Origin of the sequence: Allobosea sp. TAB14 (genome assembly GCF_052113865.1) — a bacterium.
In the GTDB taxonomy this organism is placed as follows: domain Bacteria; phylum Pseudomonadota; class Alphaproteobacteria; order Rhizobiales; family Beijerinckiaceae; genus Allobosea; species Allobosea spartocytisi.
Genome location: NZ_JBFRDQ010000017.1, coordinates 1 through 23524, shown reverse-complemented (window position 1 = coordinate 23524; position 23524 = coordinate 1). Strand labels below are relative to the sequence as shown.

The following is a 23524-nucleotide window of genomic DNA, read 5'->3' as shown; positions in this document are numbered from 1 at the left end:
TTGAGGCGTCGCGATTGCTCAGGGGATGGAGCCCATGCAGAGGAAACACTGGATTTCCGCCGTTGCCGCGACGGCCGGCCTCGCGATCGGCCTCATGGCCTCGACCGCATTCGCCCAGACCACGGTGCGCATCGCCTGGTATTCCGACGGCAACGAGGGCGAGGTCCTCGCCGATCTGCTGAAGCGCTTCGAGGCTGGCAACAAGGACATCAAGGTCGTGCTCGACCAGGTGCCCTACAAGGCGATCACCGAGAACCTGCCCGTCCAGCTCGCCTCGGGGCAGGGGCCGGACATCGCCCGCGTCGTCGATCTCGGCGGCGTCGCCCGCTACGCGCTCGACATGCGTCCCTATCTCAAGGACGCCTCCTACTGGGAGAAGAATTTCGGGCCGTTCCTGCCCTGGATGCGCCCCGAGGGCGATTCCAGCGCGATCACCGGCTTCATGACGCAGCTCACCGTCACCGGCCCCTTCGTCAACAAGACCCTGTTCGAGCAGGCCGGCACGCCGCTGCCGGGTCCGAAGGCGACCTGGGAGGAGTGGGGCAAGGCGGTGAAGGACGTGGCGGCCAAGGTCAAGGCGCCGTTCCCGCTCGCCATGGACCGTTCCGGTCACCGCTTCTTCTCCGTCGCGGTCTCGGAAGGCGCCAAGGTCTTCGACGACAAGGGCGAGCCGGCCGTGATCGACGAGGGCTTCAAGCGCGGCGCCAAGCTCGTCTATGACTGGCACCAGAACGGCACCATGGCCAAGGAACTCTGGGGTTCAGTCTCCGGCACCGCCTATCGCGGCGCCAATGACGAGTTCAAGAACGCCCAGGTCGTGATGTACCAGTCCGGCTCCTGGCAGATCGCCCAGTTCGACAAGACGGTGGGCGACGCCTTCGACTGGGTCGCGGTGCCCTCGCCTTGCGGGGCGGGCGGCTGCTCGCCCATGCCGGGCGGCGCCGGCCTCGTCGCGATCAAGACGACCAAGAGCCCGGAAGCCGTCGCCAAGGTGATGGACTATCTGGCGAGCGAGCCGGTGCTGAGCGAGTTCTATGCACGCTCGCTCTTCGTGCCCGGTCATCTCGGCATCGCCGCCAAGGGGCTCGACTATGCCGGCGCGACGCCGCAGGGCAAGGCCGCGCTCAAGGTCTTCTCGGATCAGGTCGCGCAGATCTCGCCGGCGGCCTACAAGCTGCAGGGCTATGCCAACAACCGCGTGATCTTCAACGCGGTGATCAGCCGCCTCGGCCAGGCGATCTCGGGCGAGGGCAGCCTCGACGATGCCTATAAGCGCATCGAATCCGACGTCGCCCAGCAGATCGCCGAGCGCAAGAAGTAAGACTTATGGCCTCTGCCGAAACAAATCCGCGCCGGGATGGCGCGGGCGCCGCAGGCACTCTCGCCGCGCCGCTCGCGCTCGTCATGCGGCTCGTCGACTGGCCGATGCGGGCGCTCCAGCGCCTGATCGGCGAGCGGCGGATGGCCTATGTCTTCATCCTGCCCAACCTCGCCTTCTTCTCGCTCTTCGTCTTCCTGCCGCTCGTCATCAACTTCGTCTTTTCGGTGACGGGCGGGGCGGGGCTGTTCCCGAGCGAGCGCCCCTATGTCGGGGCGCAGCAATACGCCTATCTCTTCGATTGCGGCTCCTTCCTCGATCCCTCTTCCTGCCGCGAGGACCATTTCTGGCGCGGCGTCTACAACACCGCCCGCTTCACCGTCTTCCAGGTGACGGCGATGGTGCTGTTCTCGCTGCTGACGGCGGTCGTGCTGAACATGAAGATCCGCGGACGCGGCTTCTTCCGCGCCGTCTATTTCTTCCCCGTGCTGCTCTCGCCGGTGGTGGTCGCGCTGACCTGGAAATGGATCCTCCAGCGCGACGGCCTGCTGAACGCCGCGCTCACCTCCCTCGGCGGCGAGCGCATCCTCTTCCTGGTCGATCCGAGCTGGGCGATGTTCTGGATCGTCTTCGTCTCGGTCTGGGCCCATATGGGCTTCTACACGCTGATCCTGCTCGCCGGCCTGCAGGCCATCCCCGCCGATCTCTATGAAGCGGCCGAGATGGATGCGACGCCGCGCTGGCGGATGTTCTGGCGCATCACCCTGCCGCTGCTCTGGCCGAACATGATCGTCGTGATCGTGCTCGCGCTGATCAAGGGCGTGCAGACCTTCGACGAGGTCTTCGTCCTGACCGGGGGCGGACCCGGCACCGCGACGCTGATGATCGTGCACTACATCTACGAGACGGCCTTCGCCAATCAGGTCCAGAATTTCGGGCTGGCCGCTGCCGCCTCGGTCGTGCTCGGCGTGGTGCTCTTCGCGCTGACGCTGGCCCAGCTCGCGGCAAGCCGCCGCAAGGGGGCAGCATGAGCCTCGTGACCAAGCTCGCCACCGCCCGCCGCAAGCCCGGCCGCTGGCATTGGACCGATATCGCGGCCTATGCCTATCTCGCGCTCGGCGTCGTGCTGATGTTCGGCCCTGTCCTCTGGCTCGGCATGTCTTCGTTCAAGACGCAGGCCGGCCTGCTCGAATTCCCGCCTTCGCTGCTGCCGATGTCGCAGAAGGAGGTGACGGTTCCCGGCCAGTCCCAGCCGCTGCCGCTCTTCGAGGTGACGATGCCGGACGGCACGAAGCGCGTGCTGGCGCAGGTCCGCCGCATCGGCATCCAGGCGCAGATGATCGACCCCGCCAATCCCGGCGAGACGGTCCGCGTGCCGATCGAGGGCCGTGTGCCGGTGCGCGAGTTCAAGCTCGCGACCGAGAACTACACCGAGCCGCTTGAGCGCTTCGCCTTCACGCGCTTCCTCTGGAACTCGGTCTTCGTCACGCTGATCGCGACGATCATCACGCTGATCATCAACTCGATGGCCGCCTATGCGCTCTCGATCTACGAGTTCCGTGGCAAGACGGCGGTGATGCTGATGGTGGTCGGCACGCTGATGATCCCGATCACGATCATCCTGGTGCCGGTCTATCTCGTCATCACCAAGCTCGGGCTGGTCAATTCGCTCTGGGCGGTGATCCTGCCCGGCGCGGCCACCCCCACCGGCGTCTTCTTGCTGCGCCAGTACATGCTGACCCTGCCGCGCGACCTGATCGAGGCGGCGCGCATGGACAAGGCCTCGGAATGGCAGATCTACTGGCGCATCGTCATGCCGCTCGCCATGCCGGCGCTGGCCGTGCTCGCGATCTTCTCGATCATGTGGCGCTGGAACGAGTTCCTCTGGCCGCTGGCGGTGCTGACCAAGACCGAATCCTACACGCTGCAGATCGGCCTCAACGCCTTCCAGGGCGAGTTGCAGACGCAGTGGCACTATTTGCTCGCGATGACCGTGGTGACGCTGCTGCCGGTCGCGCTCGTTTTCGTCTTCCTGCAGCGCTTCATCACCACCGGCATTGCCAATACGGGTATGAAATGAGCGAAAAGGGTTCCGCATGGCCGGGCTGAAGCTCTCCGCGGTCCGCAAGGCCTATGGCGCCACGACCGTGCTCCACGGCATCGATCTCGATGTCGCGGATGGCGAGTTCGTCGTCTTCGTCGGTCCCTCCGGCTGCGGAAAATCGACGCTGCTGCGCTCGATCGCCGGGTTGGAGGAGATCACCGGCGGCGCGATCGCCATCGACGGGGCCGATGTCACGCATCTGCCGGCGTCGGAGCGCGGGCTCGCGATGGTGTTCCAGTCCTATGCGCTCTATCCGCATATGAGCGTCTACGCGAACATGGCCTTCGCGCTGGAGAATATGGGGTTCAAGCGCGACGAGATCGACAAGCGCGTGAAGCGCGCGGCCGAGATGCTGCGGCTGACGGACTATCTCGAACGCAAGCCCAGGGCGCTCTCGGGCGGCCAGCGCCAGCGCGTCGCCATCGGCCGCGCSATCGTGCGCGACCCCAAGATCTTTCTGTTCGACGAGCCGCTGTCGAATCTCGACGCGGAGTTGCGTGTTGCCACCCGCAAGGAGCTCGCCGCGCTCCATGGCGAGATCGGCGGCACGATGATCTACGTCACCCATGATCAGGTCGAGGCGATGACACTGGCCGATCGCATCGTGGTCCTGCGCGCTGGTCGCATCGAGCAGATCGGCACGCCGCTCGAACTCTATAACCGCCCCGACAACCTCTTCGTCGCCGGCTTCATCGGCTCGCCGCGCATGAACCTGCTGCCGGGCCGCGTGACGGCTGCGGGCAAGGTCGCGCTGGGCGAGGGCGGTCACGAGATTGCCTGCGCGACCGGCGGTCTGGCCCCCGGCGCGCCCGTGACGGCGGGCATCCGGCCCGAGCATCTGGAGCTGGCGCCGGAAGGGCAGGGCCTGCCGCTGATCATCGAACTCGTCGAGCGTCTCGGCGGTGAGAGCTATCTCTACGGCTCGGCCGCCGGCTTGCCGCAGATCACGCTCAAGCTCGATGGCCAGAGCGAGCATGAACGGGGCCATTCGGTTCCGCTCGCCTTCCCGCAGCAGAAGCTGCACCTGTTCGACGAAGCCGGCCAGGCGATCCGACCCTAAGACTGCCGAGAGAGATTCCATGAAAGCCCTCACGCAAGGCCGTTATCTCGGCCGCGATGGCGAAGCTGCCCTGTTCGATGTCGGGCTCGGCCACACCCTCATTGTGCGCATCCTCGAAGGCGATATCGGCCGGGTGACGCTGAAGCCGCAGGATGGCTACCGCCTCGACCGCGGCTGGTCGATCGCGCCCGGCGGATTGGAGCCGGCCTATGAGGGCCGTCTGCGCGACAGCCTCGAGGGCTTCTCCTGCCCCAAGGCGAGCGTCAGCGAAGAGAACGGCAAGGTCACGCTGTCGGCCGGCGGTCTCGCCGCCGAGGTCACGCTCTCGCCCTTCGGCATCGCCTGGCGTCGTGCCGGCGAGGACAAGCCCTTCCTGCAGGATCGCACGACGCAGGCCTATCTGGTCTCGCCGCGCACCGGCGCGGTCGCGCATTTCATGGCCCGCGACTACACCGAGCGGCATTACGGCCTCGGCGACAAGGCCGGTCCGCTCGATCGCACCGGCCGCCGCTTCGCCATCGATGCGGTCGACCCTTGCGGCTTCGACGCCGAACTGTCCGACCCGCTCTACAAGATGCTGCCCTTCTTCATCGTCGACGGGCCGGCGGGCGCGCACGGGCTGTATTACGACAACCTCGCCACCGGCAGCGTCGATTTCGGCTGCACGCTCGACAATTATCACGGCCTGTTCCGCTCCTGGAAAGGCGATGACGGCGATCTCGACTATTACGTCATGGCCGGCCCGACCGTTCCCGACGTCGTTCGCCGTTTCTCCTGGCTGACCGGCGGACAGGCCTTTGCGCCGCTCTGGTCCTTCGGCTTCGGCGTCACCTCCATGGCGATCGCCGACGCGCCGGATGCCGATGCCCGCATCAGCGACTTCATCGGCAAGCTGGAGACGCATCGCATCCCCTGCGACTCGTTCCATTTCGGCTCGGGCTACACGCAGATCGGCCATCGCCGCTACGCCTTCAACTGGAACCGCGACAAGTTCCCCGATCCGAAGGCGACGATGCAGCGGCTGAACGACGCCGGCATCTTCACGGTCGCCAATCTCAAACCTTGCCTGCTCGACGACCATCCGCGCCTGAAGGAGACGCTCGACGGCGGCTTCCTGGTCAAGGACGGCAAGACGGGCGAGCCGGCGGTGGCCCAGTTCTGGGACGGGCTCGGCTTCCATCTCGACTACACCAACCCGAAGGGCCGGGCCTGGTGGCGCGACGGCATCGAGACCGCGCTGCTCGACTATGGCTTCACCACGGTCTGGAACGACAACAACGAATACGAGATCTGGGATGAGGATGCCGTCTGCGACGGCGACGGCCGCCCCTTCCGCCAGGCGCTGGCGCGTCCGGCCCAGCCGCTGCTGATGACCAAGCTCTCCTATGAGGCTCAGGTCGCGCGCCAGCCGGCCAAGCGCCAGTATTCGGTGACGCGCGGTGGCTGCGCCGGCATCTCGCGCTACGCCCAGACCTGGTCGGGCGACAACGAGACCGCCTGGAAGACGCTGCGCTACAACCTGACGCAAGGGCTCAATATGAGCCTGTCGGGCATGTTCTCGATCGGCCATGATGTCGGCGGCTTCCATGGCCCGACGCCCGGCCCCGAGCTCTTCGTGCGCTTCAACGAGTTCTGCTCGCTCTGGCCGCGCATGGTGATGAACTCCTGGAACGACGACGGCGTCGTCAACCTGCCCTGGATGTATCCGGAAATGGTGCCGCAGGTGCGCGAGGCGATCGCGCTGCGCTACCGGCTGATGCCCTATCTCTACACGCTGATGTGGCGCGCCAGCCGCGACGGCACCCCGGCGATCCGCCCGCTGCTCTGGGATTTCCCGAAGGACGCGATAGCGGCGAAGGCCGACGACGCCTTCATGCTAGGCCCGGACGTGCTGGTCGCGCCGGTGCTGGAGGAGGGCGCGCGCGAGCGCAGCATCTACCTGCCGGAGCACGAAGGCGGCTGGTATGATTGGCATGACGGCAAGCATTTTGCCGGCGGCGCGGTCGCGACCGTGGCGGCTCCGCTCGGCCGCCTGCCGGTCTTCGTGCGCGCCGGCGCGCTGATCCCGCTCGGCAATCCCGAGGGCATCGACGACCAGCGCGAGGTGCTCGTCTGCGGTCTCGTCGAGGGCGCGACCGGCGAACTCTACGAGGACGACGGCGAGACGGTCGATTGGCGCGGCGCTGGCGGAACGGTCATCCGCTTCCGCGTGCGCGGCGGCGAGATCGCGATCGAGCAGGAGGGGGCGGACGCTCCCTTCGTCGACCGGATCGCCATCCGGCAGATCGGCGAGGCGGTCGGCCCGCGCTGAGGTCGATCGGAAACACTCCGTCATTCCGGACGCAGCGAAGCGGAGATCCGGGATCCATCTTAGAGCGCACTGCCTCACGATGGATCCCGGATCGACGCCGCTTCGCGGCTTGTCCGGGATGACGCGGAGTTTCATCGTGTTGGACCGCTGCGCCACGTCCGTCGGCCGCGGCCATGCGGCTTCGCGAACCGGCTCATGCAGCTTTGCTGTGGCGCTATGCGGACGCACCGTCCAAGAATAGCCGCCTATTCGCAGCGATCAGGCGCGGGAGCAGGACATGGACAAGGTAGCGATCGTCACCGCAGGCGGCAGCGGCATGGGCGCGAGCGCGGCGCGGCGGCTGGCGAAGGACGGCTATCGCGTCGCGATCCTGTCCTCTTCGGGCAAGGGCGAGGCGCTGGCCGCCGAGCTGGGCGGCATCGGCATCACCGGCTCGAACCAGTCCAACGACGATGTCAAGCGGCTGGTCGACGCCACGCTCGACCGCTGGGGCCGGATCGACGCGCTGGTCAACAGCGCCGGCCATGGCCCTCGCGCGCCGATCCTCGATCTCACCGACGAGGATTGGCAGAAGGGCCTCGACGTCTATTTCCTCAGTGCGGTCAGGCCGATCCGGCTGGTCACGCCGGTGATGCAGCAGCAGAAATCCGGCGCGATCGTCAACATCTCGACCGCCTGGGCCTTCGAGCCGAGCGACATGTTCCCGACCTCGGCCATGGCGCGGGCCGGGCTCGCGACCTTCACCAAGATCTATGCGGACAAATACGCCGCCGACAACATCCGCATCAACAACGTCCAGCCGGGCTGGATCGACAGCCTGCCGGCAACCGATGCGCGGCGCGCCAGCGTGCCGATGCAGCGTTATGGCAGCGCCGACGAGATCGCCGGCACGGTCGCCTTCCTGCTCTCGCCCGATGCCGGCTACATCACCGGTCAGAACATCCGGGTCGACGGTGGCGTGACCAAGGGGATTTGAGCGGGTTCTTTTGCCCCGCCGTCATTCCGGGCCCAGGCCTTCGGCCTCTCCCGGAATGACAGTGTTTTGCGGAGTTAAGCCGCTTTCGCCAGGAAATCCTCGGCGAAGTGGCAGGCGACCTGCCGTCCGTCGATCTCGCGCTTCTCCGGGCGCTCGGCCCGGCAGCGATCGGTCACGAAGGGGCAGCGCGTCGAGAACACGCAGCCTTTCGGCGGGTTGAGCGGGGAGGGCAGTTCGCCGCGCAGCACGATGCGCTCGCGCTTGGCCCCGCCGACGCGTGGCGTCGAGGCGAGCAGCGCCTGCGTATAGGGATGCAGCGGCCGGGCGTAGATGCGCTCCTTCGGGCCATGCTCGATGGCATTGCCGAGATACATCACCATCACGTCATGGGCGATGTGCCGGACGACGCTGAGATCGTGCGAGATGAAGAGATAGGCGAGCTTCAGCTCGTCCTGCAGGTCGGCGAGCAGGTTCAGCACCTGCGCCTGGATCGAGATATCGAGCGCCGAGACCGGCTCGTCCGCCACCACCAGCTTGGGCGAGAGGATGAGCGCGCGCGCGATCGCGATGCGCTGGCGCTGGCCGCCCGAGAACATATGCGGATAGCGGGCGTAGTGCTCGGGCCTGAGCCCGACCTTGGCCATGATCGCACGCGCCTTCTCGGTCCGCTCGGCCTTGGACAGGTCAGTGTTGATCTTGAGCGGCTCTTCCAGGATCGTGCCGATCTTCTTGCGCGGGTTGAGCGAGCCATAGGGGTTCTGGAAGACGAACTGCACGGTGCGGCGCAGGCGCTTGCGCTCGCTCGCGGGTGGGTGCACCGCGTCGAGCCCGTCCAGCATCAGCGCGCCCGAGGTCGGGGCCTCGATCAGCGTCGCCATGCGGGCCAGCGTCGATTTTCCGCAGCCGGATTCACCGACGACGGCCAGCGTGCGCCCGGCCTCGACGGAGAACGACACCTTGTTCACTGCCTGCAACTGTGCCGGCGGACGGAAGAACCCCTGCTTGACCGGGTAGGTCTGCGTGAGTTCGCGGGCTTCGATGACGGGGTTGCTCATCGCGTCGCCTCCGTCGTCGAGCGGTCGTCGCGGGCGCGCTCCGCATCCCGGTTCGGGTCGCCGAGCGGATAGTGGCAGCGCACGCGCCCGTCCGCCCAGTTCCGGAGCTCCGGCTGGACAGCGCGCGAGTGGTCGGTCGCATAGGCGCAGCGCGGGCTGAACAGGCAGCCTTTCGGCCGGTCGTTCAGGCCCGGCACCATGCCGGGAATGGTGGCGAGGCGGCTCGCATGCTCGCTGCGCTCCGGCAAGGCGGCGAGCAGGGCGGCGGAATAGGGATGCTGCGGATCGGCGAACAGCGCGTCGACCTTGCGCTCCTCCATGATCTGCCCGGCATACATCACCATGATGCGCTGCGCCGTCTCGGCGACGACGCCCATATTATGGGTGATCAGCACCAGCGCCATGCCGCGCTCGCGCTGCAGCGACATCAGCAATTCGAGGATCTGCGCCTGGATGGTGACGTCGAGCGCCGTCGTCGGCTCGTCGGCGATCAGCAGGCGGGGATTGCAGGCGATCGCCATGGCGATCATGACGCGCTGGTTCATGCCGCCCGAGAGCTGGTGCGGAAAGGCCTTGAGGCGGCTTTCCGGGGCGGGAATTCCGACCTGTTCCAGAAGCTCGATCGCCCGGTGCTTCGCCGCCTTGCCGTCCATGCCCTCATGCTTCCGGAGCGTCTCGGCGAGCTGGAAGCCGATGGTGAAGCAGGGGTTCAGGCTGGTGGTGGGCTCCTGGAAGATCATCGCCACGTCCTTGCCGGTCAGCTGGCGGCGCTGGCGCGCGGACATGGTGAGCAGGTCCTGGCCGTCGAAGCGCAGCTTGTCGGCGCGGACGCGGCCGGGATAGCCGACGAGGCCCATCAGCGCGAGCATGGTGACTGATTTGCCGGASCCGGATTCGCCGACGACGCCGAGCACCTCGCCTTCGTCGAGGGTCAGGTCGATGCGGTCGACGGCGCGCAGCGTTCCCTGGGAGGTCGGGAATTCGACGCTGAGGTTTTCGATTTCGAGCAGGGGCATGGGATCAGCGCTTCAGCTTGGGGTCGAGCGCATCGCGCAGGCCGTCACCGAGAAGGTTGAAGGCGAGCACGGTGATGAGGATGGCAAGGCCCGGSAAGGTGACGACCCACCAGGCGCGCAGCACGAATTCRCGSGCATCGGCSAGCATCGTGCCCCATTCSGGYGTCGGSGGCTGGGCGCCCAACCCGAGGAAGCCGAGCGCGGCGGCATCGAGGATCGCGGTGGAGACGCCGAGCGTTGCCTGCACGATGAGCGGGGCGGCGCAGTTCGGCAGGATCTCGGAGAACATCAGCCGGACTGTCTGCGCGCCGCTGACCTTGGCGGCGACGACATAATCCTTGCTCGCCTCGGTGATGACGGCGGCGCGGGTGATGCGGACGTAATGCGGCAGCACSACGATGGCGACSGCSAGCATSGCGTTCATCAGGCCGGGSCCGAGGATCGCGACGATGACGATGGCGAGCAGCAGGCTCGGCATCGTCATCAGGATGTCCATGAAGCGCATGATGACGATGTCTGCGACGCCCTTGAAATAGCCGGCGATCAGGCCGAGCACCACGCCGACGACGATCGCGAGCGCCACCACGGCGATGCCGATGACCAGCGAGAGCCGCGCCCCGAAGATGAGGCGCGAAAGGATGTCGCGGCCGATCGCGTCGGTGCCGAGCGGGTAGGACAGCGAGCCGCCCTCCTGCCAGAATGGCGGCTTCAGGAAGACCGTATTATTGGTCAGGTCCGGGTTGTGCGGGGCGATCAGCGGCGCGAACAGCGCGCAGAGCAGCACCAGCACGATGACGACGAGCCCGGCGACCGCGCCTCGGTTGGCGCTGAAGTAGCTCCAGAACTCGCGGACGGGATGCGGCGGTGCGCCGCTCGGCGCAGCGACGGCAGGGACTTCGAGGGTTTCGGCGCTCATGGGCGAAAATTCCTTGGGCGACGGCTCCGGCGGGCGCGGGACTCGAATGGAGTGCGGGTCATTTGGCGTGCCTGATGCGCGGGTTGATCAGGCCGTASAGCAGGTCGACCAGCAGGTTGACGCTCATCACCACCATTCCAAGAAGCAAGGTCCCGCCTTGCAGGACCGGATAGTCGCGCCGGCTGATCGCCTCGATCAGCCATTTGCCGACKCCSGGCCAGGAGAAGATCGTCTCGGTCAGRATCGCGCCGGTGAAGAGCGTGCCGACCTGCAGGCCGATGACGGTGACGACCGGGATGAGCGCATTGCGCAGCGCATGCAGGGCGACCACGCGGATCGGTGCCATGCCCTTGGCGCGGGCCGTGCGGATATAGTCCTCGCCGAGCACCTCCAGCATCGCCGAGCGGGTCATGCGGGCGATGACGGCGAGCGGCACGGTGCCCAGCACGATCGCCGGCAAGACGAGATGCGACAGCGCCGACCAGAAGGCGTCGGTGTCGCCGGCCAGCAGGCTGTCGATGGTGAGGAAACCGGTGACCGGCTCGATGAAGTACTGCACCGCGATCCGGCCGGAGACCGGGGTGATGCCGAGCTGCACCGAAAACAGCAGGATCAGCAGCAGACCCCACCAGAAGATCGGCATCGAATAGCCGGTGAGCGAGATGCCCATCACGCCATGGTCGAAGATCGAGTTCCGCTTCACCGCCGCGATGATGCCGGCCGGCAGCCCGAGGAGCAGCGCGATCAGGATGGCGCAGAGCGCGAGCTCGATGGTGGCCGGGAAAAGCTGCCCGAATTCGGAGAGCACGTTCTCGCGTGTCACGATCGACTTGCCGAGATCGCCCTGGACGACGCGCTCGATATAGACGCCGTACTGGGTCAGCAGCGGCTTGTCCAAGCCGTATTCCTTGACGAGCTGAGCATGGCGGGCCGGGTCGATGCCGCGCTCGCCCGCCATGGTCTCGATCGGGTCGCCGGGGACGAGCCGGACAAGGAAGAAGGCGAGCAAAGTGATCCCGATGAAGGTCGGTATCACGAGGCTGACCCGGGTCAGGATGAAGCGGAGCATGGTTCTTCCAGCCTTATCGGCCGGCACGGTCGCGGTGCGCGGCGTTTTGTCTTGTCGTTTTATTCAAGTTCGAAATCCGGCGCAGCGCAAACACCAGATTGGACGAAAGATCAAGCCGGCCTTGTTGAAGAATCGCGGGCACTCTTAGTACCGCGCGGTACGTCGCGGCGGTCGGAATGCAAGACTTGCGAAGATATGGCCGTGCATGCGCAATAATATGATCGAGTCTTGTGCCGGCGCGGCAATGAATGCAGCGCCGGCACGATCTGTGAGGACAGGCGCCGCCAAGCGGCGCGGCGCCTCATTTCGCGATCGACACACCGTAGAAAGGCTGGCCGCCGTCCCAGRTATAGCCGAACATGCCGACCTCGTGCTCGCCGGCCCGGCCGCGCTTGAGGTACTCGCCCCATTCGAAGGTCTGGATCGTCGCCTTGACGCCGATCTTGGCCCAGTCGGCCTGGATCAGCTCGGCGGCGCGCCGGCCGTTCGGCATATAGGCGCGCACGACGGGGATGGCCCAGAGCGTCGTTTCGAAGCCGTTCGGCAGGCCCGCCTCCTTGAGCAGCGCCTTGGCCTTTTCGGGATCGTAGGCGCGCGGCTTCAGATCGTCGTCATGCGACCACAATGCCGGCGGCACGGCCGCCGCGGTCGCCTTGCCGGTGCCCTGATAGACCGCGTCGATGATCGCCGGGATGTTGGTGGCATAGGCCAGCGCCTCGCGCACGCGCCGGTCGTCGAAGGGCTTCTTGCGCTCGTTGAAGGCGAGGAAGCTCTGGTCGGCGATGCTGCCCTGCGCGATGGTGAGGTTGGGGTCCGCCTTCATCGCCGGCAGGTCGCCGGGGTTGGGATAGCGCGCGATCTGGCATTCGCCGGACCTGACCTTGGCGAAGCGCACGGCGGCGTCCGGCGTGATGACGAAGATCAGGTCGCTGACCAGCGCCATGCGGTCGCGGTTGCCGGCGGCCTTGGTCCAATGGTCCGGCACCGCCTTGAAGCGGATCGTCGCGTCCTTCTGATAGGAGAGCAGCGAGAAGGGGCCCGTGCCGATCGGAGCGAAATCGACCTGCTCGGGCGTGCCGGCCTTGCTCATCGCGGCGGCATATTCGGCCGAAAGAATCGACATGGGCTCGACGGAGAGCGCGCTGAGCAGCGGCGAGTTCGGCTTCTTCAGCGTGAGCTTGACGGTGTAGTCGTCGACCTTCTCGACTGAGGCGAGGCTTGGCTTCACGATCTCGTCGAAGAACTGGTAGTTGCCGTTGCTGACCTTGTTGTAGGGATTGGCGGGGTCGAGCATCCGGCCGAAGGAGAACACCACGTCGTCGGCGTTGAAGTCGCGGCTCGGCGTGAAGGCCTTGTTCGCATGCCACTTCACGCCCTTGCGCAGCTTGAAGGTGTAGGTCAGCGCGTCATCCGAGATCGTCCAGGATTCGGCGAGGCTGGGGATGATCTGCGAGCCGCCGCGCTCCGTCGCCGTCAGCCGCTCATAGACTTGCGCCGCCACGTCGTAGGCGGTGTTCTGGCTGCTGAACTGCGGATTGAGGAAGTCGGGGCTGGCCTCGGTGCAGACGACCAGCGCCTGCGCGCGGGCGGCGGCGGGAAGCAGGAGGGTGCTGAGCCCGAGGGCAAGGGCGGCTGTACAAGCGCGAACGGCCATGGCGGTTTCTCTCGATGGAAAAGGGCGGGATCTGGCGCAGGGCGCTCGCCCCGTCGTCTCCCGCCCGAAAAAGGATGCGGCCCGCCGGGCCGCATCCGTCATTGATGCATGACTTGCGCCAGCTCAGTTCGCGATATCGACGCCGTAGAAGGTGTGGCGGCCGAAGGGCGAGAGCTTGAAGTCCTTCACTTCCTTGCGGACCGGCTTGAGCTGGATCGCATGGGCGATGGTGAACCAGGGGGACTGCTCCTTGAAGATCACCTGCGCCTGCTGGTAGAGCTTCTCGCGCTCGGCCTGGTCGGTGACCGTCTTCGCCTTCGTCACCAGCTCCTCGAAGGGCTGGTAGCAGAATTTGGCGACGTTCGAGCCGTTGGTCTTGGCCGAGTCGCAGCCGAGCAGCGTGTGCAGGAAGTTGTCCGGGTCGCCATTGTCGCCGGTCCAGCCCAGCATGCCGGTCTGGTGCTCGCCCGCTTGCATGCGCTTGCGGTACTCGCCCCATTCATAGGTCTTGATCTCGGCCTTGACGCCGACCTTGGCGAGGTCCGCCTGCATCAATTCGGCGATGCGCTTGGCGTTGGGGTTGTAGGGGCGCTGCACCGGCATGGCCCAGAGGTCGATCTCCAGCCCGTTCGGGTAGCCGGCCTCGGCGAGCTCCTTCTTGGCCGCCTCCGGATCGTAGGGGTCGTCCTTGATGGTCTCGTTATAGGACCACATCGAGGGCGGGATCGGGTTGATCGCCGGGATGCCACTGGAGAGATAGACCGCGTCGATGATCGCCTTCTTGTTGATCGCCTTGTTGACGGCGTGGCGCACCTTGACGTTGTCGAACGGCTTCTTGGTGGTGTTGTAGGCGAGATAGCCGATATTCAGGCCGGGCTGCTCGAGGATCTGGACATTGGCGTCCTTCTTCATCGCCTCGAGATCGGCCGGGTTCGGATAGGGCATGACATGGCATTCGCCCTTCTGGAGCTTGGCCCAGCGCACGGAAGCGTCCGGCGTGATCGCGAAGATCAGGTCGTCGATCTTGGCCTTGCCGCCCCAGTATTCCGGGAACGCCTTGTAGCGGATGATCGCGTCCTTCTGGTACTGCACCAGATAGAACGGCCCGGTGCCGAGCGGGTCCTGGTCGAGCTTCTCGGGCGTGCCGGCCTTGAGCATGGCATCGGCATATTCCTTCGACTGCACGCCGGCATATTGCATGGCGAGGTCGGCGAGGAAGGGCGCCTCAGGCTGGTTCAGCGTCACCTTGACGGTGTAGTCRTCGACCTTCTCGACCGAYTTSAGCARCTTSGGCATGCCCATGTCGTTGAAGTAGGAGTGGTTCGAGCTGGTGACCTTGAAGAACGGGTTGTCCTCCTTCCACTGCCGCTCGATCATGAACATCACGTCGTCGGCATTGAAGTCGCGGGTCGGCTTGAAGCCCTTGTTGGACTGCCACTTCACGCCCTTGCGCAGGTGGAAGGTGTAGGTCAGGCCATCGGCCGAGATGTCCCATGTCTCGGCAAGCGCCGGCTGCACCTTGGTGCCGCCGCGCTCGAACTGGACGATCGTGTCGTAGATCTGCGTGCCGGCGTCGAAGGAGGTGCCGGTCGTGTTGACGCTCGGCGCGAAATTCTCGGGGCTCCCTTCCGAGCAATAGACCAGCGTCTTGGCCATGAGCGGCTGCGCCGCCATGAGGGCGGACGCCGACAGCGTCGCCAACAGCAATTTCTTCATGTGAAACTCTCCTCAACCCTTCCCCGCCTCTGTCAGGCGGGGTTATGGCCCCGTTGCATCGGAAGCTCCGTGGGCGGAATTCCCCGGGCCGCCTTGTTCACAGCTTATTGAAAGAAAAGGGTCGGGAACAGTCGTTCTAAAGGTGGGAGGAAATTCTCCGGGAATGACAGTAAACGACAGCGTTGTGCTATCTGAAGCCGTTGCGTCCGCCCGTCATTCGCTCTCATAGGCGGCGCGGGTGATGCCGTAGCGCGCGAGCTTGTCGTAGAAGGTCTTGCGSGGAATCCCCAGCGCCTCCAGCGTCGCCCTGACATCGCCGCGATGGGCCTCGAGCGCCTCGCGGATCAGGTTCGCCTCGATGGCGTTGAGGCGCTCGGGCAGGCTGAGCGCGCCCGCATCCTCRCGCGCCGCCGTGATCGGCAGGTCGCCGGCAAGGCCGAGCGCGACGCGCTCGGCGAAATGCACGAGCTCGCGGACATTGCCCGGCCAGTCGTTCTCGACGAGGTGGCGCTCGACCGAGCGGTCGAGTCGGGGAACCTCCCGCCCATATTTGCGCGCGGCGCGGCCGAGGAAATGCGCAAAGAGCAGCGGGATGTCGCGGCGCCGCTCACGCAGCGGCGGCAGGCGAAGCGTGACGATGTTCAGCCGGTAATAGAGATCCTCGCGGAAATCGCCGCGCTGGGCGGGGTCGCCGAGATCGACCTTGGTCGCGGCCACCACCCTGAGATCGACCTTGCGCGTGTCGTTGGAGCCGAGCGGCGTGATCTCGCGCATCTCCAGCACGCGCAGGAGCTTGACCTGTGCGCTCGTCGGCATGCTCTCCAATTCGTCGAGGAAGAGCGTGCCGCCGCTGGCATGCTCGATCCGGCCGATGCGCTTCTTCTGCGCACCGGTGAAAGCGCCGGGCTCGTAGCCGAAGAGTTCGCCCTCGATGACGCTGTCGGGCAGGGCGCCGCAGTTCAGCGCAACGAAGGGCTTGTCGCGGCGCCGGCCGAGCCGGTGCAGCAGATTGGCGACGACCTCCTTGCCGGTGCCGGTTTCGCCCAGCACGAGCACGTCGACCTCGACATCGGCGAGGTCGTGGATGGTCTGGCGCAGCCGCGAGATCGCCGGCGTCTCGCCGATCAGCCCCTCGTCCTTCTCGGCCGATGCCGTCAGCGCGCGCAGCCTACGATTTTCGAGGACCAGTGCCCGTTTCTCGACGGCACGCCGCAAGGTCTCGCTCAGCCGCTCGCCGGCATAGGGCTTGGCGATGAAATCATAGGCGCCCTCGTTCATCGCGGCGACGGCCATGGCGATGTCGGCATGGCCGGAAATCAGCACGACCGGGATATCGGCGTCGAGGGCCTTGAGGCGGCGGAACAGCTCGATGCCGTCCATGCCGGGCATGCGGACGTCGCTGACGACCGCGCCGGCGAAGCCGGGCCCGATCTCGGCCAGCAGCGCGCCCGCCGAGGCGAAGGCGGCGGCCTTGAAGCCGGCGATCTGCAGGGCTTGCACATTGGCCTCGCGCAGATCCTCGTCGTCGTCGACGAAGGCGATGTCGAGGCCGGCGAGATCGGGCGCGCGTGTCATCGAAGCTGGGGTCATGGGTTGGAGCCGGACGAGGCTTTCCGGAGGGTGATGGTGAAGACGCAGCCGTCCCCCGGCCGCGACGACGCCGTCAGCGTGCCGCCGAAGGCGGTGACGATGTCGTGCGAGATGACGAGGCCGAGGCCGAGGCCGCGCGGCTTCGAGCTGCGGAACGGGGTGAACAGCGCCGCAAGCGCCGCTTCGTCGAGGCCGGGGCCGCGATCGGCGACGGTGATCGCAACCTCCTCGCCCGCGTCGCGGATGCCGAGCGAGAGCAACGGCGGTGCTGGTCGAGGGTCGGCGCTCTCGACGGCCTCGACGGCATTGCGCAGCAGGTTGACCAGCACCTGCTCCAGCTCGACATGCCGGGCGAGCACCCGCAACCCTGGCGGGCTCACATCGACCTGCGGCGCGATGCCGGCCTGCCGCAGGGGCGCATCGAGGATCATCAGCGCGCCTGCGACCGCCTCGCTCAGCAGGACCGGTTCGAGCCTGCCGTTGCCACGCCGGGCGAAGCCGCGCAGGGTCTCCGTGATGGCGCCGATCCGTTCGGTCAGTCCGATGACCTTGCCGAGCGCGCCTGTCGCGGCGCTCTCGTCGCGCCCGGCGACAAAGGCGCGGGCGTTCTCGGCATAGGTGCGCAAGGCTGCGAGCGGCTGGTTGATCTCATGGGCGACGCCGGCCGTGACCTGGCCGAGCGTCGCCAGCCGGTTCGCCTTGGCGAGTTCCTCGCGCGTATCCGCGAGCCGCTCCTGGGCGCGGGCGCGCTCGGCCATCTCCTCCACGAGCTTGCGGTTGCTGCCCGCGAGTTCCGCCGTGCGTTCCGCGACGTGCCGTTCGAGCTCTGCTTTCGCCTGCGCCGCCGCCAGCAGGCGCATCGCCGCCTGCTGGCGGCGGCGCAGCAGGAACGCGGCCAGCAGCAGCCCGAGCAGCAGCACGAGTGCGACCAGCGTCTGCAAACGCGATTGCTCGGCGCGGATGGCCTGGTCGACCGGCAGCAGCATGTCGATGTGCCAACTGGTGGTCGGCACGTCGCGACGGGTCATCACGTTGAGGCCGCGCGTCGGGGCGGTGCTCTGGACGAGGTCGTCATCCGGCGCCAGCGGCAGCGGCTTGAGCGGTGCCTCGCCGAATTGCAGCGAGCGGCGGATGTCCTTCTGTGTGTCCTCGTCGAGCGGGGCCTCGACATGGAAGCGCCATTCGGGGACCGTCGAGAGCAGCACCACGCCGCGCTCGTCAGCGACGTAGATCTGGCCGCCGAGCGCGCGCCAATCGGCCTCGACCCGGTCGAACTCGACCTTGGCCACGATGACGCCGAGCAGCCTGTCGCCGTCATTGATCCGGCTGGTGATGTAGAGGCCCGGGCGCTGGCTGACCGTGCCGAGCGCGAACTGCTCGGCCGAGCCTTTCAGGATCGCGCCGAGATAATAGTCGCGGAAGGCATAGTCGTTGCCGATGAAGCTCGTCGGCTCGTCCCAGTTGCTCGCCGCGATGGTCAGCCCGGTCACGTCGAGCAGGTAGATCACGGCCGTGCGCGTCTCCCGCGCGATGCTTGCGAATTTGAGGTCGAGCGCATGACGGCTGTTGCCCGAAAGCGCGCTGCGGACATCGGGATCGCGGGCGAGGATCATCGGCAGAGCGCGTTGCTTCTCCAGTTCGCCGCGCAGGACCGCGATGGCCAGCGTGGTGCCGTCCTCCGCGCGCGCATTCACGGCCTCGATGGCGCGGCTTCGGCCGAGATCGCCGGCGGCGATCAGCCCGATGGCGAGCAGGATCGCCGCCGCGAGCCCGAAGGCCAGCCAGCTCCAGCCGCCCGGTGAAGCGGCGGTTCCTGCTTGCGGTAGGGTGCGCTGCATGAAGCCCATGCCCGATCATGGGCGGATTTCCGCATTGCGCAACAAAAGATTGTGCGGATTTTCGCATGAATAGCGCGGTAGAAAATACGACGAAGAATCTAGAGGTCTGATATCGTTTCGTTTTCTGAGTTTGATCCGGCTGGCACGCGGCTTGCGAAAAATCACTCGCTTAGATCAAGCCAAACAAAAGCCCACCGGAGGAAACGATGGCTGCCCATTTTGAACCCGCGACGGCTGCGCCGGCGCGCCCGAAGAAGCTTTACCAGCAGCTCTATGTCCAGGTGCTCGTCGCGATCGCGCTCGGCATCGCGCTCGGCCATTTCTGGCCGGAAACCGGCGCCTCGATGAAGCCGCTCGGCGATGCCTTCATCAAGCTGGTGAAGATGATCATCGCGCCGGTGATCTTCCTGACGGTCTCGACCGGGATCGCCGGGATGACCGATATGCAGAAGGTCGGGCGCGTCGCCGGCAAGGCGATGATCTACTTCCTCGTCTTCTCGACGCTGGCGCTGATCGTCGGCCTGATCGTCGGCAATCTCATCCAGCCGGGAACGGGGCTTCACATCAGCCCGGCCAGCCTCGATGCCAAGGCCGTTCAGAGCTATGCGGCCAAGGCGCATGATTCCAGCGTCGTCGGCTTCCTGCAGAACATCATCCCGGACACGATCGTCGGCGCCTTCGCCTCGGGTGACATCCTGCAGGTRCTGTTCTTCTCGGTTCTCTTCGGTCTTGCGCTCTCAATGGTGGGCGAGCGCGGCAAGCCGGTGCTCGATTTCCTGCAGGCGCTGACCTCGCCGATCTTCAAGCTGGTCGCGATCCTGATGAAGGCGGCCCCGATCGGCGCCTTCGGTGCCATGGCCTTCACCATCGGCCGCTACGGCATCGGTTCCGTCGCCAATCTCGCGATGCTGATCCTGACCTTCTACCTCACGGCGGCGATCTTCATCCTCGTCGTGCTCGGCGCAGTCGCCCGCTACAACGGCTTCTCGATCTTCGCCCTGATCCGCTACATCAAGGAGGAGATCCTCCTCGTCATCGGCACTTCGTCCTCGGAGGCGGCACTGCCGAGCCTGATGGAGAAGATGGAAGCGGCCGGCTGCAAGCGCTCCGTCGTCGGCCTCGTCATCCCGACCGGCTATTCCTTCAATCTCGACGGCACCAACATCTACATGACGCTGGCGGCCTTGTTCATCGCGCAGGCCATGGACATCCACCTGCCGCTCGGCGACCAGGTGCTGCTGCTGCTCGTCGCGATGCTCAGCTCGAAGGGCGCGGCCGGCATCACCGGCGCGGGCTTCATCACGCTGGCCGCGACGCTTTCGGTCGTCCCCGCCGTCCCGGTGGCCGGCATGGCGCTGATCCTCGGCATCGACCGCTTCATGTCGGAATGCCGCGCGGTGACCAACTTCATCGGCAACGCGGTGGCGACCATCGTCGTGGCGCGCTGGGAAGGCGAGCTCGACCAGAACCGCCTGCACGCGGCGCTGAGCGGCGCGGTCGTCACCAGCGAGGATGGCGCGCCGCTGCCGCTGCCGGCCGAATAAGGCACGGCGGTTCTTCGGGTATCACGATGCGCCGGTCGGACCAGAAGGTCCGGCCGGCGTTTCTGTTCGGAGCCTCAGGCGGCGCGAGAAGGGGCAAGCGCCGCCTCGATCGCTTGTCCGATCGCCAGGATGCGGCGATCCTGCCCGCCGGCGCCGGCCACCATCAAGCCCACCGGCGCCTCGCCTTGGCGATGGCAGGGCAGGCTCGCCGCGCAGCCGTCGAGGAAATTGATCAGCGTCGGGTTGCGCAGGATCAGGAGATTGGTCGTGCCATAGGCGGCCTCCTCCGCGAGATCGGCGATGCGCGGCGCGATCACCGGCACGGTCGGCATCACCAGCGCGTCGAAATCCGCGAGGCGTTGGCCGACCGCGGCGATCCAGGCTTTGCGCGCCGCGACCAGATCGAGATAATCCGCCAGCGCCATCTTGGCGCCGCGCTGGATACGGACCAGCACGCGTGGGTCGTAGCGGTCGCTGGCCTCGGCGATCAGCGCACGGTGCCAGTGCCAGGCCTCGGCACCGGCAAAGCTGCCCTTGGCCTGAAGGCTGCCGAGCGTGGCGAATTCCGGCACGGCGATCTCGCTGATATGCGCCCCGGCGCGCGACAGCGTGTCGAGCGCGCGGCGGAAGGCCGCTGCCACGGTGTCGTCCAGACCGTCGAGCGCCAGCGTCGTCGGCACGGCAAGGCGCAGTCCGGCGAGTTCGGCCGGGGCCGGGACGCTCTCGCCTGAGCCGGACAGCACGGCATCGAGCAAGGCGCAGCAGGCGAGGCTCGGCGCCAGCGGGCCGATCGAATCGAGGCTGGCCGAGAGCGGCACGCACCCCTCGCGCGGCACGCGGCGCGCCGTCGGCTTGAAGCCGGYGATGCCGCAGAGCGCGGCGGGGATGCGCACCGAGCCGCCCGTGTCGGTGCCGATGGCGGCGGCCGCCATGCCGTCCGTCACGGACACCGCCGCACCCGAGGACGAGCCGCCGGGAATGCGCGCGCCGGCGCGGTCGAAGGGATTGAGCGGCGTGCCGTAATGCGGGTTGATGCCGAGCCCCGAGAAGGCGAATTCGGTCATATTGGTCCGGCCGACCAGCACGGCGCCGGCTGCCAGAAGCCGGTCGACGATCGGAGCGTTTACCGTTGCAGCCGGTGCACCATCCAATGCGACGCTGCCGGCCTTGGTCGTCTCGCCGGCGACGTCGAACAAATCCTTGATCGAGATCGGCAGCCCTTCGAGTGCCGAACGGRCGAAGCCGGCCTTGCGCATCAGATCGGAAGCGCGCGCCGCAGCCAGCGCCCGCTCGCCATAGAGACCGGTGAACACGCGCGGACCTTCGCCCGTGCCGCCGCGGGCGAGAGCGGCTTCCGTCAGGGTCTCGGAGGTCGTGCGGCCAGTGGAAAGCGCGTGCTGCAGGGCGGAAAGGGTCTCGGTCATCGTCAGCTCGCCGTGGTGCCAGGTCGGTTGGTTCGAGGCTCGACGCCTAACAGAGTCCCGCTGGACGGGCGATTGATTTCCGCTACGGACATGGTTTGCTGCGCCGCCCGACGCGGGGGCAGGACATCGCGGGGCTTTGGGGAGTCATACGGATTTGGGCGCAACGACAATGGGCCGGCCGATCGCCGGCATGAAGCCCAGCCTGATCGGCTTCGGCGGCGCGCCGCTCGGCGATCTCTACCAGCATCTCGATGAAGGGGTGGCGCAGGCGACGGTGGTCGCCGCGCTCAAGGCCGGCATCAATCTGGTCGATACCTCGCCGCTCTACGGCCATGGCCTTTCCGAGCACCGCATCGGCGCGGCCTTGCGAAGCGTTCCGCGCGAGAGCGTGATCCTCTCGACCAAGGTCGGGCGCTGGATGAAGCCGGGCGAGCCGAAGACGGACGGTTCCGGCTATCGTGGCGGCCTGCCGCATCCGGCGGTGATCGACTATTCCTATGACGGCGCGATGCGTTCGTTGGAGCAGTCGCTGCTCAGGCTCGGCACCGACCATGTCGATATCCTGCTGATCCATGATGTCGACGTCTGGACCCATGGCGAGCGAATGGAGCAGCGCTTCGCCGAGGCCATGGACGGCGCCTACCGCGCCTTGGATCGCTTACGCGCCTCCGGTGCGGTGAAGGCGATCGGCGTCGGCGTCAACGAAGCCGAGATGTGCGAGCGCTTCGCCCGCGCCGGCGATTTCGACGTGATGATGCTGGCCGGGCGTTATTCGCTGCTGGAGCAGGGCGCGCTCGACGGCTTCCTGCCGCTGGCGCTGGAGAAGGACATCGCGGTGATGCTGGCCGGCGTCTTCAATTCCGGCATCCTCGCGACCGGCGCCCGCGAAGGCGCCTATTACAACTACAAGCCCGCCCCGCCCGAGATCCTCGCCAGGGTCGCGCGGATCGAGGCGGTCTGCGCCGCCCATGGCGTGGCATTGCCGCAAGCGGCGCTCGCCTTTGCCGGCGCCCATCCCGCGGTCGCGACCGTCGTGCTTGGCGCCGTGACGCCGGACGAGGTCGCGCGCAATCTCGACCTCGTGGCCCGCCCCGTGCCGAACGCTCTCTGGGTGGATCTCAAGGCCGAAAAGCTCATCCCCGATCACGCCCCGGTGCCGGCATGCTGAAGACCATCGACCCGATCCTCGGTCCCGATTTGCTCTGGCTGCTCGCAGCGATGGGCCATGGCGACGATCTCGCGGTGGTCGACGCCAACCATCCGGCCGAGACGATCGCGCGGGCGACCACCTCGGGACGCATCGTCCGCCTGCCGGGCCTCGCCATGGCGGAGGTCGTGCGCGCCGTCCTCACTGTGCTGCCGATCGACGATTTCGAGCCCGATCCGATCCGCCGCATGCTCGTCGTCGGCGATGCTGCGGCCGTGCCGGCGGTGCAGAAGGAGGTCGAAGCCGTGGTGGCGCAGGCGGCAGCGGCACCGACGCCATTGCCCGGCATCGAGCGCTTCGCCTTCTACGAGGCGGCCCGCAAGGCTTTCGGCGTCGTGCAGGTCGGCGATGCCCGCCCCTATGGCTGCTTCCTGCTCAGGAAGGGCGTCATCGCGGGGTAATAGGCGCTGAACGCTTCGCGCGTTTGTGCCTGTGCCGTCATTGCGAGCGTAGCGAAGCAATCCAGTGGGCTAAGGCGAACGGTTCAGCCCTGCTGCCCCTGGTTTGCTTCGTCGCCGTACTCCTCGCAATGACGGGCGTTACTCTTCCTCGTCGTCGCGCGGACGGGGGCCTTCCCCGAGGATCTCGCGTTTCCCGGCGTGGTTGGCGGGTCCGACGATGCCCTCGTTTTCCATGCGCTCCATGATGGATGCGGCGCGGTTGTAGCCGATCTGGAGGCGGCGCTGGATGTAGGAGGTCGAGGCCTTCTTGTCGCGCAGCACGACG

Annotated in this window: 19 protein-coding genes; 9 read left to right on the top strand and 10 right to left on the bottom strand. The window is 66.8% G+C overall.

Annotation, left to right across the window (positions count from 1 at the left end; translation table 11 throughout):
- The first annotated feature begins 34 nt into the window (after positions 1–34).
- From AB4Y99_RS04010 to AB4Y99_RS03985, 6 genes are all read left to right on the top strand, one after another.
- Positions 35–1321 (top strand): ABC transporter substrate-binding protein, encoded by a 1287-nt coding sequence (locus AB4Y99_RS04010; RefSeq protein WP_038367214.1) that lies wholly within the window; start codon positions 35–37, stop codon positions 1319–1321.
- A gap of 5 nt (positions 1322–1326) precedes the next feature.
- The gene (locus tag AB4Y99_RS04005; RefSeq protein WP_038367217.1) at positions 1327–2349 is read left to right on the top strand and encodes a carbohydrate ABC transporter permease; all 1023 of its coding nucleotides are present in this window, start codon (positions 1327–1329) and stop codon (positions 2347–2349) included.
- Positions 2346–3398, top strand: coding sequence for a carbohydrate ABC transporter permease (locus tag AB4Y99_RS04000; RefSeq protein WP_038367219.1), 1053 nt, complete (start codon positions 2346–2348; stop codon positions 3396–3398). The genes AB4Y99_RS04005 and AB4Y99_RS04000 overlap by 4 nt, the downstream gene beginning before the upstream one ends.
- A gap of 16 nt (positions 3399–3414) precedes the next feature.
- The gene (locus tag AB4Y99_RS03995) at positions 3415–4482 is read left to right on the top strand and encodes an ABC transporter ATP-binding protein (protein WP_441522456.1); all 1068 of its coding nucleotides are present in this window, start codon (positions 3415–3417) and stop codon (positions 4480–4482) included.
- 19 nt (positions 4483–4501) lie between these two features.
- Positions 4502–6793, top strand: coding sequence for a glycoside hydrolase family 31 protein (locus AB4Y99_RS03990; protein WP_142023313.1), 2292 nt, complete (start codon positions 4502–4504; stop codon positions 6791–6793).
- A 277-nt stretch (positions 6794–7070) separates the two neighbouring features.
- Positions 7071–7769, top strand: coding sequence for an SDR family oxidoreductase (locus AB4Y99_RS03985; RefSeq protein ID WP_113251833.1), 699 nt, complete (start codon positions 7071–7073; stop codon positions 7767–7769).
- A gap of 74 nt (positions 7770–7843) precedes the next feature.
- On the opposite strand, the gene AB4Y99_RS03980 is transcribed toward AB4Y99_RS03985, so the two are convergent.
- The 8 genes from AB4Y99_RS03980 to AB4Y99_RS03945 all read right to left on the bottom strand — a co-directional run bounded on the left by AB4Y99_RS03980 (position 7844) and on the right by AB4Y99_RS03945 (position 18623).
- Entirely contained in the window at positions 7844–8824 is a 981-nt protein-coding gene (locus AB4Y99_RS03980) for a peptide ABC transporter ATP-binding protein (protein WP_038367230.1), read from the bottom strand.
- Positions 8821–9840 (bottom strand): ABC transporter ATP-binding protein, encoded by a 1020-nt coding sequence (locus AB4Y99_RS03975; RefSeq protein WP_038367232.1) that lies wholly within the window; start codon positions 9838–9840, stop codon positions 8821–8823. Before AB4Y99_RS03975 ends, AB4Y99_RS03980 begins: the two co-directional genes overlap by 4 nt.
- A gap of 4 nt (positions 9841–9844) precedes the next feature.
- Positions 9845–10756, bottom strand: coding sequence for an ABC transporter permease subunit (locus AB4Y99_RS03970; RefSeq protein ID WP_441522455.1), 912 nt, complete (start codon positions 10754–10756; stop codon positions 9845–9847).
- Between the two features lie 58 nt (positions 10757–10814).
- Positions 10815–11825 carry an ABC transporter permease subunit gene (locus tag AB4Y99_RS03965; RefSeq protein ID WP_038367236.1) on the bottom strand — a complete coding sequence of 337 codons (1011 nt, stop codon included), beginning with the start codon at positions 11823–11825 and terminating at the stop codon, positions 10815–10817.
- 301 nt (positions 11826–12126) lie between these two features.
- Positions 12127–13479: an ABC transporter substrate-binding protein gene (locus AB4Y99_RS03960; protein WP_441522454.1), complete on the bottom strand. Its 1353-nt coding sequence runs from the start codon at positions 13477–13479 to the stop codon at positions 12127–12129.
- Positions 13480–13602: 123 nt separating this feature from the next.
- Positions 13603–15195 carry an ABC transporter substrate-binding protein gene (locus tag AB4Y99_RS03955; protein ID WP_441522453.1) on the bottom strand — a complete coding sequence of 531 codons (1593 nt, stop codon included), beginning with the start codon at positions 15193–15195 and terminating at the stop codon, positions 13603–13605.
- 213 nt (positions 15196–15408) lie between these two features.
- Entirely contained in the window at positions 15409–16770 is a 1362-nt protein-coding gene (locus AB4Y99_RS03950) for a sigma-54-dependent transcriptional regulator (protein ID WP_370954784.1), read from the bottom strand.
- Between the two features lie 11 nt (positions 16771–16781).
- Positions 16782–18623 carry a sensor histidine kinase gene (locus AB4Y99_RS03945; protein ID WP_441522452.1) on the bottom strand — a complete coding sequence of 614 codons (1842 nt, stop codon included), beginning with the start codon at positions 18621–18623 and terminating at the stop codon, positions 16782–16784.
- 206 nt (positions 18624–18829) lie between these two features.
- On the opposite strand from AB4Y99_RS03945, the gene AB4Y99_RS03940 reads away from it, so the two are divergent.
- Positions 18830–20167: a dicarboxylate/amino acid:cation symporter gene (locus tag AB4Y99_RS03940; protein WP_038367244.1), complete on the top strand. Its 1338-nt coding sequence runs from the start codon at positions 18830–18832 to the stop codon at positions 20165–20167.
- 74 nt (positions 20168–20241) lie between these two features.
- Here AB4Y99_RS03940 and AB4Y99_RS03935 read toward each other — a convergent pair whose 3' ends face one another.
- Complete coding sequence (locus AB4Y99_RS03935) at positions 20242–21591, bottom strand: amidase (protein WP_441522451.1); 1350 nt, start codon at positions 21589–21591, stop codon at positions 20242–20244.
- Positions 21592–21781: 190 nt separating this feature from the next.
- Here AB4Y99_RS03935 and AB4Y99_RS03930 point away from each other — a divergent pair, with 190 nt between their 5' ends.
- Both AB4Y99_RS03930 and AB4Y99_RS03925 read left to right on the top strand, forming a co-directional pair.
- Positions 21782–22759, top strand: coding sequence for an aldo/keto reductase (locus tag AB4Y99_RS03930; protein WP_441522450.1), 978 nt, complete (start codon positions 21782–21784; stop codon positions 22757–22759).
- Entirely contained in the window at positions 22753–23199 is a 447-nt protein-coding gene (locus tag AB4Y99_RS03925; protein ID WP_133565805.1) for an RbsD/FucU family protein, read from the top strand. Before AB4Y99_RS03930 ends, AB4Y99_RS03925 begins: the two co-directional genes overlap by 7 nt.
- Before the next feature lie 138 nt (positions 23200–23337).
- Here AB4Y99_RS03925 and AB4Y99_RS03920 read toward each other — a convergent pair.
- Positions 23338–23524 (bottom strand): DNA translocase FtsK (locus tag AB4Y99_RS03920; protein ID WP_441522449.1); only part of this gene is annotated, 187 nt, incomplete at its 5' end.

Excerpts from the sequence above, each read along its gene's own strand:
- AB4Y99_RS04010 (WP_038367214.1), top strand. The coding sequence starts at position 35 with ATGCAGAGGAAACACTGGATTTCCGCCGTTGCCGCGACGGCCGGCCTC.
- AB4Y99_RS04005 (WP_038367217.1), top strand. The coding sequence starts at position 1,327 with ATGGCCTCTGCCGAAACAAATCCGCGCCGGGATGGCGCGGGCGCCGCA.
- AB4Y99_RS04000 (WP_038367219.1), top strand. The coding sequence starts at position 2,346 with ATGAGCCTCGTGACCAAGCTCGCCACCGCCCGCCGCAAGCCCGGCCGC.
- AB4Y99_RS03990 (WP_142023313.1), top strand. The coding sequence starts at position 4,502 with ATGAAAGCCCTCACGCAAGGCCGTTATCTCGGCCGCGATGGCGAAGCT.
- AB4Y99_RS03985 (WP_113251833.1), top strand. The coding sequence starts at position 7,071 with ATGGACAAGGTAGCGATCGTCACCGCAGGCGGCAGCGGCATGGGCGCG.
- AB4Y99_RS03980 (WP_038367230.1), bottom strand. The coding sequence starts at position 8,824 with ATGAGCAACCCCGTCATCGAAGCCCGCGAACTCACGCAGACCTACCCG.
- AB4Y99_RS03945 (WP_441522452.1), bottom strand. The coding sequence starts at position 18,623 with ATGCAGCGCACCCTACCGCAAGCAGGAACCGCCGCTTCACCGGGCGGC.
- AB4Y99_RS03930 (WP_441522450.1), top strand. The coding sequence starts at position 21,782 with ATGAAGCCCAGCCTGATCGGCTTCGGCGGCGCGCCGCTCGGCGATCTC.
- AB4Y99_RS03925 (WP_133565805.1), top strand. The coding sequence starts at position 22,753 with ATGCTGAAGACCATCGACCCGATCCTCGGTCCCGATTTGCTCTGGCTG.